The following is a 14,668-nucleotide window of genomic DNA, read 5'->3' as shown; positions in this document are numbered from 1 at the left end:
TATGAGCAGAACAAAATTACTTCTTGATGTAGTCACTGATTTGCAAAATTTAGCTGGCTCACTTCAGACGATTGCTGGAGTGTTGGCGAGTAATGAAGAATCACCACGAACGGAAGAAAAAGCACCAGTTAAAAAAGCGAAGCCGGAAAAGCAAAAAATATCACTTGACGAAGTTCGTACACTACTTGCACAAAAGAGCCAAGCGGGTTTTACATCTGATATTAAAAAGTTACTTGAAAAATATGGTGCAACTAAGTTAAGCGAAATTGAAGAAAAAGACTATGAAGCATTGATGAAAGATGCGGAGGAATTGAAATGACGAAACATGCCATTTTATCTGCGTCAGGAGCACATCGATGGATGAATTGTACTCCATCGGCACGTCTTGAATTAGAGTTTGATGATTCTAGTGGTGAAGCGGCTAAGGAAGGAACAGCCGCTCATGAACTGGGGGAACATAAGCTTAGAGAAGCGTTAAAGATTCCAACGAAGAAACCAACATCCATTTATGATTCTGAAGAGATGGAACGTTATACCGATGAGTATGTCCAGTTTATCTTGGAAGAACTAGCGGCAGTAAAACAAATAACGAAAGATCCACTTCTTCTGATTGAACAGCGATTGGACTTTTCAAATTATGTACCAGAAGGGTTTGGAACAGGGGACTGTGTGATTGTTGCAGACGATGTAGCTCATGTTATTGATTTTAAATATGGACAAGGTGTTTTAGTTGAAGCAGAAAATAATCCGCAAATGATGCTATATGCATTAGGGGCGCTTAATCTATTTGATGCAATTTATGATATCAATGTAGTAAAAATGACCATTTATCAACCGAGACGTGAAAACATCTCAACCTTTGAAATACCCAAAACGAATCTTATAGATTGGGCGGAAAATACACTTAAACCAAAAGCAGAATTAGCGTTCAAAGGTGATGGCGAATATAAGCCTGGTGATTGGTGTAGGTTTTGTAGGGCATCTGTGGAGTGCAAAGCAAGGGCGGAAGAAAATTTTAAGGTAGCAAAATTTGAATTTAAAAATCCGCCTTTATTAACAGATGATGAAATTGCAGAAATCTTGCTTCATGTGAATGACCTTACTAAATGGGCAAATGAAATATTTGCTTATGCAACGAATGCCGCTGTTCAACAAGGAAAACAGTGGAAAGGTTTTAAGGTTGTAGAAGGTCGGTCTAATCGTAAATATACAGATGAAGAAGCGGTAGCTGAAGCTGCAAAGAAGGCAGGCTATGAAGATATTTACAAGCAAAGTCTGCTAACGATAACCAACATGGAAAAACTGATGGGTAAAAAGAAGTTTAATGAACTGCTTGGTGATTTCATTACTAAGCCAAAAGGGAAACCAACGCTTGTTCCGGTATCGGATAAGCGTCCAGAAATAAATATTTCAACAGCAAAAAATGAATTTATGGAGGAGAAATAATTATGTCGAAAACAGTAAAAAATCCAACAAAAGTAATTACAGGGGTAGTGCGTTTATCTTATGCCAACGTGTGGGAGCCAAAGTCAATTAATGGTGGAAAAGAAAAGTATAGTGTGAGTGTTATTATTCCAAAAAGTGATACGAAAACTTTAGAGGCAATTGAAAAAGCAGTCGATGCTGCAATTGAAGAAGGTCGCGGAAAGTTTGGCGGGAAAATTCCAAACAAGGCATCGTTAAAATTACCGCTTCGTGATGGAGATATTGATCGTTCGGATGATGAAGCGTATGCAGATAGTTTCTTTGTAAATGCAAACAGCATTACACCACCACAGATTGTAGATGCTGATATTAATCCAATTTTAGAGCGCTCAGAAGTTTATTCAGGTGTGTATGCTCGGGTAAGTATTAACTTTTATGCGTTTAATTCAAATGGTAACCGAGGCATTGCCTGTGGTCTTGGTAACATTCAAAAGATTCGTGATGGGGAGCCATTAGGTGGAAGAACGGATGCATCGGTAGACTTTGCTACTGATGTGGATGATGACTTCTTATCATGAAAACATTAAATATTGATATTGAAACATATAGTAGTGTGGACCTCGCTAAAAGCGGGGTCTATCGCTATGTGGAGGCAGATGATTTTGAAGTAATGCTATTTGCTTACAGTGTGGATAGTGGACCTGTTCATGTTATTGATTTAGCGAATGGTGAGTCTATCCCGTCTGAAATTGAACAAGCGATATTTAATGAAAATATAACAAAATGGGCATTTAATGCTCAGTTTGAACGGATTTGTTTAAGTAAACATTTTAAGCAACATTTATCACCTGTCGATTGGCGATGCACTATGGTGTGGTCTGCTTATTTAGGCTTACCGCTATCTTTAGAAGGTGCTGCAATGGTAACAGGAGCGGATAAACAAAAGCTGTCGGAAGGGAAAGATTTAATTCGTTTTTTCTCTATCCCTTGTAAGCCAACAAAAACAAATGGCAGTCGAACAAGAAATCTAAAAGAACATGATCCTAACAAATGGGACAGTTTTAAAGCATATAACAAACGTGATGTAGAAACTGAAATTGCGATACAAGATAAACTATCTAAATTTCCAATGCCCGAAGCAGAGTGGGATAACTATCTTCTTGATCAGTTAATAAATGATAGAGGAATAAAGCTAGATTTGGAGTTAGTTGCTCAGGCTATTAAATGTGATGATTTAATTCGCAATCAGTTAGTCAGTCGTATGAAGGAAATAACTAAGCTAGAAAACCCAAATTCCGTAAAGCAAATGCGGGAATGGTTACAAACAAAAGGTGTAGAAACAGATAGTTTAAATAAGGCTGCAGTGACACATTTAATTGAAACCAATGAAGGTGAAATTAAAGAAGTCCTTCAATTGAGAAAACAACTAGCAAAGTCCAGCGTGAAAAAATATGCGGCTATGGAAAATGTCGTTTGTCGTGATGGACGAGCAAGGGGATTAATTCAATTTTACGGTGCAAATCGTACGGGGAGATTTGCAGGAAGATTAATTCAAGTTCAAAACCTACCGCAAAACCATATATCCGATTTAGATGAGGCACGTGCTTTATTGAAACAAGGGAACTTTGAAGCCTTGCAAATTTTATATGAATCTGTCCCGAGTGTACTTTCTCAACTTATAAGGACAGCATTTGTTCCTATTCGGAACAATCGCTTCATAATCGTTGACTTTAGTGCAATTGAAGCTCGCGTGATTGCTTGGATTGCAGGAGAAACATGGAGAAATGAAGTGTTTGCATCACACGGAAAAATCTATGAAGCATCTGCTTCTCAAATGTTTAAAGTTCCCTTGGATGAGATTACTAAGGATAGTCCACTTAGACAAAAAGGTAAAATTGCCGAATTGGCACTTGGTTATGGTGGTTCTGTTGGTGCGCTGAAATCAATGGGTGCACTTAGTATGGGACTTGAAGAACATGAATTAAAACCACTTGTTGATGTGTGGCGGCAGTCGAATTCAAAAATAGTGAAATTTTGGTGGGATGTTGATCGTGCAGCAAAAGAAACTGTGAGGCAACGAAAAGCACATATGACCCATGGTATTAAGTTTGAATATCAAAGCGGAATGTTACTCATTGGTTTACCGTCCGGTAGATGGCTCTCTTATGTAAAGCCGAGAATAGGGATAAATAGTTTTGGAAATGAGTCTGTTTCGTATGAAGGTATTGGTGCAACAAAGAAGTGGGAGCGAATTTTCAGCTATGGTCCCAAGTTTGTCGAGAATATTGTCCAAGCAATATCAAGGGATTTATTATGTTTTGCCTTACAGCGTGTTCACGATGAAGGCTATCGTATTGTCATGCATGTGCATGATGAAATAGTAATTGAAGCACTAAACGATGTAACGGTCGAATATATCAGTGATTTAATGAGTGAGTCTCCCCCTTGGGCAGAAACGTTGGAATTACGTGCGGACGGATTTGATACAAGCTTTTATAAAAAAGATTAATTATAGGGGGTTCGAATCCCCCTTTTTCTTCGCATATAGGTGAGGGTAAATTTATTTACTCTACAACTATTTGTAGGAGGTTCATTAATATGATGAACAATTTAAAAGTATTTGATTTTGAAGGCAGTTCAGTTAGAACGGTATTAAAGGAAGGCAATCCATGGTGGGTCGCAAAGGATGTTTGTGAAGTCTTAGGTATATCAAAACATCGTGATGCTGTTGAAAAACTTGATGCTGATGAAAGGGAGCCGATAAAGGTGGACACCCTTGGCGGGCCGCAAAATATGGTTTGTATAAATGAAAGTGGTTTATACACGTTGATTATTCGCTCAAATAAACCAAATGCTAAAAAATTTAGAAGATGGATTACGCATGACGTTCTTCCTTCGATTCGAAAGCATGGTTTGTATGCAGTAGATGAAGTATTAGCTAATCCAGATATTTTGATTAAAGCACTGGAAGAATTAAAGGCAGAGCGATTAAAAAATAATCAATTATCAGAAACAGTGAAAGTCCAGGAACAGCAAATTGTTGAAATGAAACCAAAAGCTAGTTATTACGATGTTGTTTTAAATTGTAAGGATGCAGTTGCGATTTCGGTGATTGCAAAAGATTATGGAAAGTCTGCCCGTTGGTTAAATAAATATTTACACGAACAAGGTGTTCAATATAAACAAGGGAAGATTTGGTTGCTTTATCAGGGCTATGCGGAATATGGCTATACAGCAACCAAGACTCATACATTCCAAGTTAATGGTTATGCCCGCTCAAGTGTGCATACGTACTGGACACAAAAAGGCCGATTGTTTATTTATGACTTACTAAAAGCAAAAGGAATCTTACCTAAAATTGAAATGGACAGTTAAGCATTGGAGGTAATCAATATGAAAATAGCTGTCGGAAATAGTCGAATGGACAGAAAGTGGAAGAACAAAGATGTAACGTGGGACGAGTTTATTAATCTTGTAAATCAGACAATCCGTACAACTGAAACGGTAGCTGAATATAGAAAAATGAATCGTGCAAAACAAGATGCAACAAAGGATGTTGGTGGCTTTGTTGGCGGTGCTTTAAAGCAGGGGAAAAGAAGGAACGGACATGTTTTGTCTCGTTCGCTTCTTACCCTTGATATGGACTATGCAGTACCTGGTATTTGGGATCAAATTGAACTTCTTTATGATTTTAAGTGCTGCGTATATTCAACACATAAACACACTCCTGAAAAACCAAGGTTACGTTTAATTATTCCGTTTAAACGTGATGTTTCGGAAGATGAATATCCAGCGGTCGCAAGAATGGTCGCAAAAGAAATCGGTATTGATTATTTTGATGATACCACATATGAACCATCAAGATTAATGTACTGGCCATCGACACCGTCAAATGGTGAGTTCTTTTTCGAACAAAAAGATGGTGAGTTATTAGATCCTGATTTCTATTTGTCGAAATATGACGATTGGCGTGATACGACAACATGGCCAGTATCATCAAGGCAATCCGAAGTTGTACAAAGGAATATTAAAAGACAGGCTGATCCTCTAGAGAAGGATGGTATTATTGGCGCTTTTTGTAGGGCTTATTCTATCGAAGAAGCCATTGATAGTTTTTTGTCGCATGTGTATGAACCAAGTTTGATGGAAGGAAGATTTGATTATATACCAGCTGATTCGTCTGCAGGGGTTGTTGTATATAACGGAAAGTTTGCCTATAGCCATCATGCAACAGATCCTGCTTCAGGGAACTTACTCAATGCATTTGACCTAGTTCGATTACATTTGTTTCAAGATTTAGATGATAAAACATCTTATTCAACCGCAGTAACAAAACTTCCATCCTTTAAGGCTATGACTGAGTTTGCTTTAAAGGATGAGCAGGTAAAGGTGCAGTTTGCAGAAGAACGAAAAGAACAAGCAGAGATTGAGTTTACAGAAGATGACTGGGAAGGGCAACTTGATCTTGATAAAACAGGTGCAGTAAAAAATACACTTAGAAACCTTACTTTAATTTTGGAACATGATGAAAACCTTCAAGGTATTGTTTTTAATGAGCTATCAGACAACTTGGAGATTGTTAGTCCTGTTCCTTGGGCGCATCCATCTAAATATTGGCGGGATGCGGATGATGCTCAGTTAGTTAGTTATATCGATACGCACTATGGAACGTTTTCAGCTAGAAATTATGATATCGCAATTGCGAAAGTAGCTGATGATAGGTCGTATCATCCGATTCGTGATTATCTTGATGAATTGCCCGAGTGGGATAAAGTGCCGCGAGTCGATACGTTATTAATTGATTATTTAGGAGCGGATGATAATCCATATGTTCGTGCTGTAACAAGGAAAACATTATGTGCGGCAATATCTAGAGTTCTCACACCTGGCATTAAATTTGATTCAATGCTCGTTTTAAACGGACCTCAAGGAGTCGGGAAAAGTACGCTTATTGCAAGGCTTGGTGGTGAATGGTTTTCGGATAGCTTAAGTTTATCGGATACAAAAGATAAGACAGCTGCTGAGAAGTTACAAGGATACTGGATCATTGAAATCGGAGAACTTGCTGGACTTAAAAAAGCAGAAGTAGAAACACTTAGGAGTTTCCTTTCACGACAAAACGACATTTATCGAGCGAGTTTTGCTAAAAGAGTTACACCACATTTAAGGCAATGTGTATTCTTTGGAACAACTAATGCTGAAAAAGGTTATTTAAGGGATACGACAGGTAACAGACGATTTTGGCCTGTGAAAACTCCAGGCGATGGAGTAAAAAAATCGTGGGAAGTAACTGAAGAAGAAGTGCTGCAAATATGGGCAGAAACACTCGAATACGTGAAGCAGGGTGAAAAGCTGTACCTTGAACATGATATTGATCAGTTAGCGAAAGAAGAACAACGAATGGCGATGGAATCGGACGAGCGAGAAGGTTTGGTTCGTGAATACCTTGAAACGCTACTTCCTGATGATTGGGACGATATGGACTTATTTGAACGTAGAGCATTTATCAATGGAACTGAATTTGGCGATAGTCCAAAACAAGGTGTTTGGAAACGGGAGCATGTTTCTAATATGGAGATTTGGTGCGAATGTTTCCAAAAGGAACGTTCCAATTTAAAACGGATAGATGGTAACGAAATATCAACCATTATGGCCAGCATTGGTGGCTGGACAGGTTTATCAAAGAAAAAGAGACTTCCCATTTACGGAACGCAGTGGGTGTATGAATTAAAAAAGTGACGTTCCAAAAAATCGAGTTTGGAACAAAAACATCACATTGGAACAGAATATTATGTTCCTGGAACAAAATAAAAGAAGTTCGTCACATAGTCAGGAACAGCAATCAACCTATGTTGTATAAGGGTTTGTGAAAAACTTGTTCCAATGTTCCAAGAAAAATATGATATTAGGAAAATATAAGAATATAGGGTTAAATCACGCAAATACGCATATACGCGCGTAAGAAAGTTTAAAAACGTTTGGAACAGGAGAGTTTGGAATGCGAGAAAAATCTATCGAGTTAAAATTAAGTGAAGCAGTTAGAAATATGAAGGGTTTATCTATTAAACTTACATCTCCAGGTTTTGATGGCTTGCCTGATCGGTTAGTGTTACTGCCAAACGGAAAAATCGGCTTTGTTGAAGTGAAGGCACCTGGGAAGAAACTCAGACCGCTTCAGCAGAAAAGAAAACAGCAGTTAGAATCACTAGGTTTTATCGTCTTTTGTCTAGATGATCCTGAAAGTATTGGAGGGATGTTGGATGAAATTCAAGCCACATAAATATCAGGAGTTTGCAACAAATTTTATTATAGAAAATCCTATAACGGCAATATTTCTTGAAATGGGTCTCGGTAAAAGTGTGATTACACTGACTGCTATTTATGAATTGATGTTAGAACGATTTGAAGTTGATAGGGTTTTAGTAATCGCACCACTCAGGGTTGCTAGAAATACGTGGCCAGAAGAAATTGAAAAATGGAGTCACTTGAAAGGATTAACTTATGCTGTTGCTGTTGGGACAGAAAAAGAGCGCTTAGAAGCACTATATTCAGATGCCCACATTTATATCATTAATCGTGAAAATGTAGAATGGTTGATTGCTAGAAGCGGTATCGATTTTAATTTTGATATGGTCGTTATTGATGAATTATCATCGTTTAAATCTCATCAATCAAAACGCTTTAAAAGTTTGATGAAAGTGAGACCTAACATTAAAAGAATAGTTGGTTTAACAGGAACACCTTCATCGAATGGCTTAATGGACTTATGGGCGGAGTACCGATTACTTGATATGGGTGAAAGATTAGGGAAATTCATCGGACGTTTCAGAGAATCATACTTCGATCCCGACAAAAGAAATCAACATATGATTTTTTCATATAAACCAAAACCAGGGGCAGAAGAAGCGATATATGAAAAAATAAGCGATATCACTATCAGCATGAAAGGGACGGACTATTTAAAACTACCCGATTTAGTCATGAATGAAATGCCTGTTTCGTTAAATCAGAAAGAAAAAGAAACGCTTGATGTCATGAAACGTGATTTGATTACAACGATAAAAGGTGAGGACATAACCGCTTCAAATGCAGCGGCTTTATCAAATAAACTTCTTCAAATGGCAAATGGTGCAGTTTACGATGATAACGGTTCTGTCTCTCAAATACATGACCGAAAACTTGAAAAGCTAGAAGATATCATTGAAGCGGCAAACGGAAAACCTGTGCTAATTGCTTATTGGTTTAAACACGACCTGCTCCGAATACAAAACCGATTTAAGGTAGAAGTTTTAACAAGTAGTGATTCCATTAAAAAATGGAACGAGGGAAAGATTCAAATTGCAGCCATTCATCCAGCATCAGCGGGACATGGTTTAAATTTACAAGCGGGTGGTTCAACACTCGTATGGTTTGGACTAACTTGGAGCTTGGAGTTATACCAACAAACAAATGCAAGGCTGTACAGGCAAGGACAAACAGACACAGTGATTATCCATCATTTAATCGCTAAAGAAACAATGGACGAGCGTGTGATGGATGCTTTAAATAAAAAGAATAATACGCAGTCAGCACTCATTGATGCGGTGAAAGCAACGTTAAAAGGGGGAATTCCTGTATGAATATTGTATGGCACTACCTAGATAAACGAGCAGCAACGATTGATGTGATAAAAGATTATAATAGTATGAAACACATTATAGATAATACCGATGACGATATTGCAATCCTTCATGATGGAATGATGTCCCCAAGTGCACCAGTGAATGATGGCATGCCGTCTGTACACAATCCAAAAGCAAATGAAAACCGTATTGCTTATAGCATCGATAAAATTGATGTTCTGAAAGAAAGGTTAAGACAAGCCGTCGAATATATGAATTGGTTCCAGCCTGCTTGGGATGAGTTAACTGAAGATGAACAGTTTGTTTTGTATGAATTTTATATGGTGGAAAACCAAAGACGAACCGATGCTGTGCATACGATTTGTGATTACTTTAAAATTGAAAGGTCATCTGCCTACAATAAAAAGAACAGAGCGTTGGATAGGTTGACACTACTGCTTTATGGCAAGTGAGTAAAATCGCGGATGCATTTAGACATTACGCAGGTTATAGTGGTAGTATGGTAAAAGTATCAAAGAGAAACAAAATGGACCTTTGAATATTCAAGTGAGTAATATTGCGGACGCTTTTTGACTTTGAGCATGTTATGGTATTAATATAGACAAAATATTGCGAGCCTTCGTGGGATAAATCCTGCGGGGGCTTTTTTGTTTGGAGGTGAAAGCTATGCCGAGAAAACCAAAGCGACCTTGTTCACAGCCAGGATGTCCTGAGTTAACGCATGAACGCTTTTGTGATGAACACCGGAAGGCAGAGGCGAGAAGATATGAAAGGTATCAACGTGATCCAAACACCGCAAAGCGATACGGACGTGCCTGGAAGAGGATACGTGACCGTTACGTTGCAAAGAACCCGCTCTGCGAGGAATGTAAGCGAAATGGGAAGCTGACTCCAGTGCAAGAAGTACACCACATCCTACCGCTGTCAAGAGGTGGAACGCATGACGAAAGCAATCTCATGTCTGTTTGCACCCCTTGTCACTCATCGATTACTGCTCGAGATGGTGATCGTTGGCGAAGGGGTAGGGGGTAATCAATCTCTACAACTTATGATGTGGACAACGGGCGGGGAACGTCACGCAAAAAGTCGCGATTTCAAAGAGGGTATATAGGGGGCGAGCAGAAATGAGGTGTTGAAATGGCCAAGGATGGAACAAATAGGGGCGGTGCTCGGGTTGGTTCTGGACGTAAAAGAAAGCCATTATACGAAAAATTAGAAGATGGAAATCCAGGTAGACGAAAATTAGAAGTGCTCGAATTTACACATGCACCTGACCTTCAAGGACAAGAAATGCCACCGCCAAGAGAGATGCTATCTGCCACTGAAAAGGACGGTTCAACTCTTGAAGCGGCAGAAATTTATGAAGAAACGTGGAATTGGTTAAATGAAAGGGACTGTGCTCATTTAATCATGCCGCAACTTTTAGAAAGGTATGCTATGAGTGCAGCAAGATGGATGCAGTGCGAGGCAGCTGTGACAGAGTTTGGCTTTTTAGCAAAACATCCAACAACGGGAAATGCTATGCAAAGCCCGTATGTTGCTATGAGTCAAAACTTCATGACACAAACCAATCGACTCTGGTTAGAAATTTATCAAATTATAAGAGAAAACAGTGCAACAGAATTCATTGGTGCGAATCCACAAGATGATATGATGGAGCGTTTATTAACGATGCGTAAAGGCAAATAACTGAAACGAGGTAATGTGATGACGATTAAATATTTAACAGCTGAAAGTGTATGTGCGGGTCATCCGGATAAACTTTGTGATTTAATATCAGATAGTATTTTGGATGCTTGTTTAACAAAAGACAAAGCTTCACGTATGGCATGTGAGGTGCTTGCGACAAAAGGAAGAATCATCGTGGCGGGCGAAATCTCCTGTAGCGAAAAACTTAATCTTAAAGATGTTGTAAAAAGTGTATTAGTTGATGTGGGTTACAAACCTACAGATTTTAAAATATCTGTATATGTACAGAAACAAAGTACAGATATTGCACAAGCGGTAGATACAGCACTTGAAGCTCGTCAGAGAATCAAAGAGCCTTACGGAACAATTGGCGCAGGTGACCAAGGAACAATGTATGGTTATGCGACAAATGAAACAAAGGAAATGCTGCCATTACCATTAGTGCTTTCACATAAAATTGTAAAACGATTAGATGAAGTCCGCAAAGGAAAAATTATTAAAGGTTATTTTCCAGATGGGAAAGCCCAGGTCACAATTGAATATAAAAATAATCAACCAGTTAGAGTGAAAACAATCGTAGTATCTGTACAGCACGAGCCTTATAAAAGACAAACAGAAATTGAAAGAGATATTATTGAAAATGTCTTATGGCAGGTTTTTGAAGACTTCCCGTTTGATGAAAATACAGATATTTTAATCAATCCATCAGGGCGATTTGTTGTTGGAGGACCAACAGCTGATACAGGATTAACTGGGAGAAAGCTAATGGTTGACACTTACGGAGGTTTTACAGCGCATGGTGGTGGGGCATTTTCAGGAAAGGATCCTACCAAAGTTGATAGAAGTGGAGCTTATATGGCAAGGCATATTGCAAAGCATATCGTGTGGTGTGATTACGCAGAAAAATGTGAAGTAAGTATTTCATATGCCATAGGAAAGGCAAATCCTGTCGCATTTTCAATAAATACATTTGGCACGGGAAGTGTTTCAGTTTCAATACTTGAACAAGCAGCTCTAGCAGTATTTAACTTAAAACCAGCAGCGATTATTGAATACTTACAGTTGCGAGATGTTCAGTATGCCGATACAGCAGTTTACGGACATTTTGATAGTTGGTTATATCCATGGGAAGACGTGAAAAGGTATAAAGAATTTAATCAGGCGGTGAGTAAACATGATAATAGAGAAGATTAAAGTTGAACAACTTATTCCCGCCGATTATAATCCGAGAAAAGATTTACAACCTGGCGATAGTGAATATGAAAAGATTAAACGGTCACTTGAAGAGTTTGGATATGTTGATCCCGTTATTTGGAATAAAACAACTGGAAGAGTAGTTGGTGGACATCAACGATTGAAAGTTCTAGCAAGTATGGGAAGAACTGAAGTCGAATGTGTCGTGGTCGAATTAGACGAAGAAAAAGAGAAAGCATTAAACGTTGCTTTAAATAAAATTAGCGGTGATTGGGATAAAGAAAAATTAGCTGTACTTATGACAGATTTAGATGCAGCAGACTTTGATGTTTCACTGACAGGTTTTGACGCTGCTGAAATTGATGATTTGTTTAAAGATACACTTCGAGATGGAGTAGAAGATGATGACTTTGATGTCGATGAAGAACTTCAAAACCCACCAATAACAATGCAAGGTGATATATGGCTTTTAGGTAGACATCGACTTGTATGTGGAGATAGTACGAAAAAAGAAACGTTTGATAAGTTAATGGAGGACAAGAAAGCAAACTTAGTGGTCACTGATCCACCTTATAATGTTGATTATGAAGGCAGTGCGGGGAAAATTAAAAACGACAATATGAATAATGATACATTTTACCAGTTTTTATTGGATGCTTTTAAGAACACAGAAGATGCGCTTGCGAAAGATGGCAGCATTTATGTGTTTCATGCGGATACAGAAGGTCTTAATTTCCGCAGAGCATTTGAAGAAGCTGGTTTTTATTTATCTGGAACTTGTATATGGAAGAAACAATCACTTGTACTTGGCCGTTCACCTTATCAGTGGAAACACGAACCGATATTATTTGGCTGGAAAAAGAATGGTAGACACCGCTGGTATTCAGATAGAAAGCAATCGACTATTTGGGAGTTTGATAAACCTAAACGAAATGCCGACCATCCAACGATGAAACCAATTGCCTTAATTGCCTATCCAATTATGAATTCAAGTTTAACAAACAGTATTGTACTCGATCCATTTGGTGGTTCTGGTTCGACTTTAATTGCATCGGAACAAACCGACCGAATATGTTATATGATTGAATTAGATGAAAAGTTTTGTGATGTGATTGCGAAAAGATACATTGAACAAGTTGGAACAGATGAAGGTGTGTATGTTATTCGAAATAATAAAAAGATTGCTTATAGCGAACTTGAGGTGAGTGAAAGTGCGTAAACTTACTTTAGGTTCGCTTTTTGATGGTTCTGGAGGATTTCCACTTGCAGGTATCATTTGCGGAATTGAACCAAAGTGGGCATCTGAAGTTGAACCATTTCCAATTCGTGTTACATCAAAACGAATTCCTCAAATGAAACATTTAGGGGACATTAGTTCAATCAACGGTGCAGAGGTTGAACCAGTTAATATTATCACTTTTGGTTCACCATGTACTGATCTATCAATTGCAGGAAAACGTGCAGGACTAGACGGAAGTCAGTCCTCTTTATTTTATGAAGCGATGCGAATTATAAAGGAAATGAGGTGTAAAACAAATGGTGAATATCCAAGATATGCAGTGTGGGAAAATGTCTGTGGAGCCTTCTCCTCAAATAAAGGAGAAGACTTCAAAAGTGTCATCGAGAAATTCTGTAAGGTCAAGGCCGAGAAAGTTGATATCCCTAAACCAGATAAATGGGAAAATGCAGGAGAAGTGTTGGGAGATAACTACTCAATTGCCTGGCGAGTCCTTGATGCGCAATATTGGGGAGTACCCCAGCGAAGAAAACGAATCTTTCTTGTCGCAGATTTTAATGGAAGAAGTGCATCCAAAATATTATTTGAGTCAGAGAGCTTGCGAGGGTATTTTACGCAGAGCAAAACAGCGGAGCAAGGAACTACCGGAGATACTTCAAAAAGTGCTAAAGAAACAAGCAATATCTGCTTAAATGACCAAGGTGGTAGCCGAATGGATGTAACCAAAGGGGTAACAGCAACTTTACGAGCAAAATCAAATCATCCTCCACTTGTATTCGATAACCATGGAAGGGATGCAAGAATTAAAGGACCGGTTGATGTTGCCCAGACCGTTGTGTCTTTATATGGAACTGGTGGAAACAATCAGCCATTTGTTTTAGAGAAACCGAGAACCTTTGATATTCGTTTGACATCTGAAGGAACGGTTAACGTTCGAGCAAATATTTATGAAAGTGATGTGTCAAGAACAATAGATACATCTGGTAACTCACCAAACAGTAATCAAGGCGGAATTGCAATTGTGAGTAGTAAAGATGAATTAAGAAAAGGAAAACAATCAACCTATTCATCTAGTAAAAACTCACATTTTACAAGTGCCGAAAAAGAACTCGCTAGTACGCTTGTTGCTACTGATTATAAGGATCCCCCACTTGTAAATGTTGAAGATTTAATTGTGAGGAGGCTCACCCCTACTGAATGTGGTAGATTGCAAGGTTTCCCAGATGGATGGTGCGATAACTTAAGTGAAGACAACCCATCGGATGAAGAGATTAACTTTTGGGAGAAAGTGTGGGAAACGCACCGACAATTGATTAGTAAAAATAAGCGACCTAAAACTCGAAAGCAAATCGTCAAATGGTTAAGCCAGCCACATTCTGATACTGCTGAATATAAAATGTGGGGAAATGGAGTCGCACTTCCTTGTGTTATATATGTTTTAACTGGAATTGCCATACAATTAAATAAAGATTAGGAAGTCAGATGGAATCTGTTCAAAACA

Annotated in this window: 15 protein-coding genes; all 15 read left to right on the top strand. The window is 38.5% G+C overall.

The genetic code is table 11. The annotated features are described in order from the left end of the window. Position 1: 1 nt before the first annotated feature. The 15 genes from JOC94_RS01420 to JOC94_RS01355 all read left to right on the top strand — a co-directional run bounded on the left by JOC94_RS01420 (position 2) and on the right by JOC94_RS01355 (position 14,641). Positions 2-319 carry an rRNA biogenesis protein rrp5 gene (locus tag JOC94_RS01420; RefSeq protein ID WP_205178054.1) on the top strand — a complete coding sequence of 106 codons (318 nt, stop codon included), beginning with the start codon at positions 2-4 and terminating at the stop codon, positions 317-319. After that, complete coding sequence (locus JOC94_RS01415; protein WP_205178052.1) at positions 316-1,446, top strand: DUF2800 domain-containing protein; 1,131 nt, start codon at positions 316-318, stop codon at positions 1,444-1,446. The genes JOC94_RS01420 and JOC94_RS01415 overlap by 4 nt, the downstream gene beginning before the upstream one ends. 2 nt (positions 1,447-1,448) lie before the next feature. Then, positions 1,449-2,003, top strand: coding sequence for a DUF2815 family protein (locus JOC94_RS01410; RefSeq protein WP_205178050.1), 555 nt, complete (start codon positions 1,449-1,451; stop codon positions 2,001-2,003). After that, positions 2,000-3,934, top strand: a complete 1,935-nt coding sequence (locus tag JOC94_RS01405) for a DNA polymerase (protein ID WP_205178048.1) — start codon at positions 2,000-2,002, stop codon at positions 3,932-3,934. Before JOC94_RS01410 ends, JOC94_RS01405 begins: the two co-directional genes overlap by 4 nt. Positions 3,935-4,023: 89 nt before the next feature. Further along, on the top strand, positions 4,024-4,800 hold the full coding sequence (locus tag JOC94_RS01400) for a phage antirepressor (protein ID WP_456356006.1): 777 nt from the start codon (positions 4,024-4,026) through the stop codon (positions 4,798-4,800). Positions 4,801-4,818: 18 nt separating this feature from the next. Beyond that, positions 4,819-7,164 carry a virulence-associated E family protein gene (locus JOC94_RS01395; RefSeq protein ID WP_205178039.1) on the top strand — a complete coding sequence of 782 codons (2,346 nt, stop codon included), beginning with the start codon at positions 4,819-4,821 and terminating at the stop codon, positions 7,162-7,164. Between the two features lie 259 nt (positions 7,165-7,423). Continuing rightward, positions 7,424-7,705 carry a VRR-NUC domain-containing protein gene (locus tag JOC94_RS01390; protein WP_205178037.1) on the top strand — a complete coding sequence of 94 codons (282 nt, stop codon included), beginning with the start codon at positions 7,424-7,426 and terminating at the stop codon, positions 7,703-7,705. Beyond that, a complete protein-coding gene (locus JOC94_RS01385) occupies positions 7,686-9,044 on the top strand; it encodes a DEAD/DEAH box helicase (RefSeq protein ID WP_205178035.1) in 1,359 nt (452 codons plus the stop codon). The genes JOC94_RS01390 and JOC94_RS01385 overlap by 20 nt, the downstream gene beginning before the upstream one ends. Continuing rightward, a complete protein-coding gene (locus tag JOC94_RS01380; protein ID WP_057995364.1) occupies positions 9,041-9,499 on the top strand; it encodes a hypothetical protein in 459 nt (152 codons plus the stop codon). The genes JOC94_RS01385 and JOC94_RS01380 overlap by 4 nt, the downstream gene beginning before the upstream one ends. 269 nt (positions 9,500-9,768) lie before the next feature. Next, on the top strand, positions 9,769-9,936 hold the full coding sequence (locus JOC94_RS23620) for a hypothetical protein (protein WP_268920940.1): 168 nt from the start codon (positions 9,769-9,771) through the stop codon (positions 9,934-9,936). 5 nt (positions 9,937-9,941) lie between these two features. Continuing rightward, complete coding sequence (locus JOC94_RS23615) at positions 9,942-10,079, top strand: HNH endonuclease (protein ID WP_432711449.1); 138 nt, start codon at positions 9,942-9,944, stop codon at positions 10,077-10,079. A gap of 105 nt (positions 10,080-10,184) precedes the next feature. After that, positions 10,185-10,736 carry a P27 family phage terminase small subunit gene (locus JOC94_RS01370; RefSeq protein ID WP_061114380.1) on the top strand — a complete coding sequence of 184 codons (552 nt, stop codon included), beginning with the start codon at positions 10,185-10,187 and terminating at the stop codon, positions 10,734-10,736. A gap of 18 nt (positions 10,737-10,754) precedes the next feature. Further along, entirely contained in the window at positions 10,755-11,930 is a 1,176-nt protein-coding gene (metK, locus tag JOC94_RS01365) for a methionine adenosyltransferase (protein ID WP_205178033.1), read from the top strand. Further along, complete coding sequence (locus JOC94_RS01360) at positions 11,911-13,149, top strand: site-specific DNA-methyltransferase (RefSeq protein WP_205178031.1); 1,239 nt, start codon at positions 11,911-11,913, stop codon at positions 13,147-13,149. The genes metK and JOC94_RS01360 overlap by 20 nt, the downstream gene beginning before the upstream one ends. Next, complete coding sequence (locus tag JOC94_RS01355; RefSeq protein ID WP_205178029.1) at positions 13,142-14,641, top strand: DNA cytosine methyltransferase; 1,500 nt, start codon at positions 13,142-13,144, stop codon at positions 14,639-14,641. The genes JOC94_RS01360 and JOC94_RS01355 overlap by 8 nt, the downstream gene beginning before the upstream one ends. Positions 14,642-14,668: the final 27 nt, after the last annotated feature.

Source organism: Siminovitchia thermophila, assembly GCF_016909185.1.
Classification (GTDB): Bacteria; Bacillota; Bacilli; order Bacillales; family Bacillaceae_C; genus Siminovitchia; species Siminovitchia thermophila.
Note: the sequence above shows the minus strand (reverse complement) of the source record. Positions and strands in the feature narration are given on the sequence as shown.

Bases quoted from the DNA above. Each gene is read 5' to 3' on its own strand.
- JOC94_RS01420 (WP_205178054.1), top strand. From the start codon at position 2: ATGAGCAGAACAAAATTACTTCTTGATGTAGTCACTGATTTGCAAAAT.
- JOC94_RS01415 (WP_205178052.1), top strand. From the start codon at position 316: ATGACGAAACATGCCATTTTATCTGCGTCAGGAGCACATCGATGGATG.
- JOC94_RS01410 (WP_205178050.1), top strand. From the start codon at position 1,449: ATGTCGAAAACAGTAAAAAATCCAACAAAAGTAATTACAGGGGTAGTG.
- JOC94_RS01405 (WP_205178048.1), top strand. From the start codon at position 2,000: ATGAAAACATTAAATATTGATATTGAAACATATAGTAGTGTGGACCTC.
- JOC94_RS01400 (WP_456356006.1), top strand. From the start codon at position 4,024: ATGATGAACAATTTAAAAGTATTTGATTTTGAAGGCAGTTCAGTTAGA.
- JOC94_RS01395 (WP_205178039.1), top strand. From the start codon at position 4,819: ATGAAAATAGCTGTCGGAAATAGTCGAATGGACAGAAAGTGGAAGAAC.
- JOC94_RS01390 (WP_205178037.1), top strand. From the start codon at position 7,424: ATGCGAGAAAAATCTATCGAGTTAAAATTAAGTGAAGCAGTTAGAAAT.
- JOC94_RS01385 (WP_205178035.1), top strand. From the start codon at position 7,686: ATGAAATTCAAGCCACATAAATATCAGGAGTTTGCAACAAATTTTATT.
- JOC94_RS01380 (WP_057995364.1), top strand. From the start codon at position 9,041: ATGAATATTGTATGGCACTACCTAGATAAACGAGCAGCAACGATTGAT.
- JOC94_RS23620 (WP_268920940.1), top strand. From the start codon at position 9,769: ATGAACGCTTTTGTGATGAACACCGGAAGGCAGAGGCGAGAAGATATG.
- JOC94_RS01370 (WP_061114380.1), top strand. From the start codon at position 10,185: ATGGCCAAGGATGGAACAAATAGGGGCGGTGCTCGGGTTGGTTCTGGA.
- metK (WP_205178033.1), top strand. From the start codon at position 10,755: ATGACGATTAAATATTTAACAGCTGAAAGTGTATGTGCGGGTCATCCG.
- JOC94_RS01360 (WP_205178031.1), top strand. From the start codon at position 11,911: ATGATAATAGAGAAGATTAAAGTTGAACAACTTATTCCCGCCGATTAT.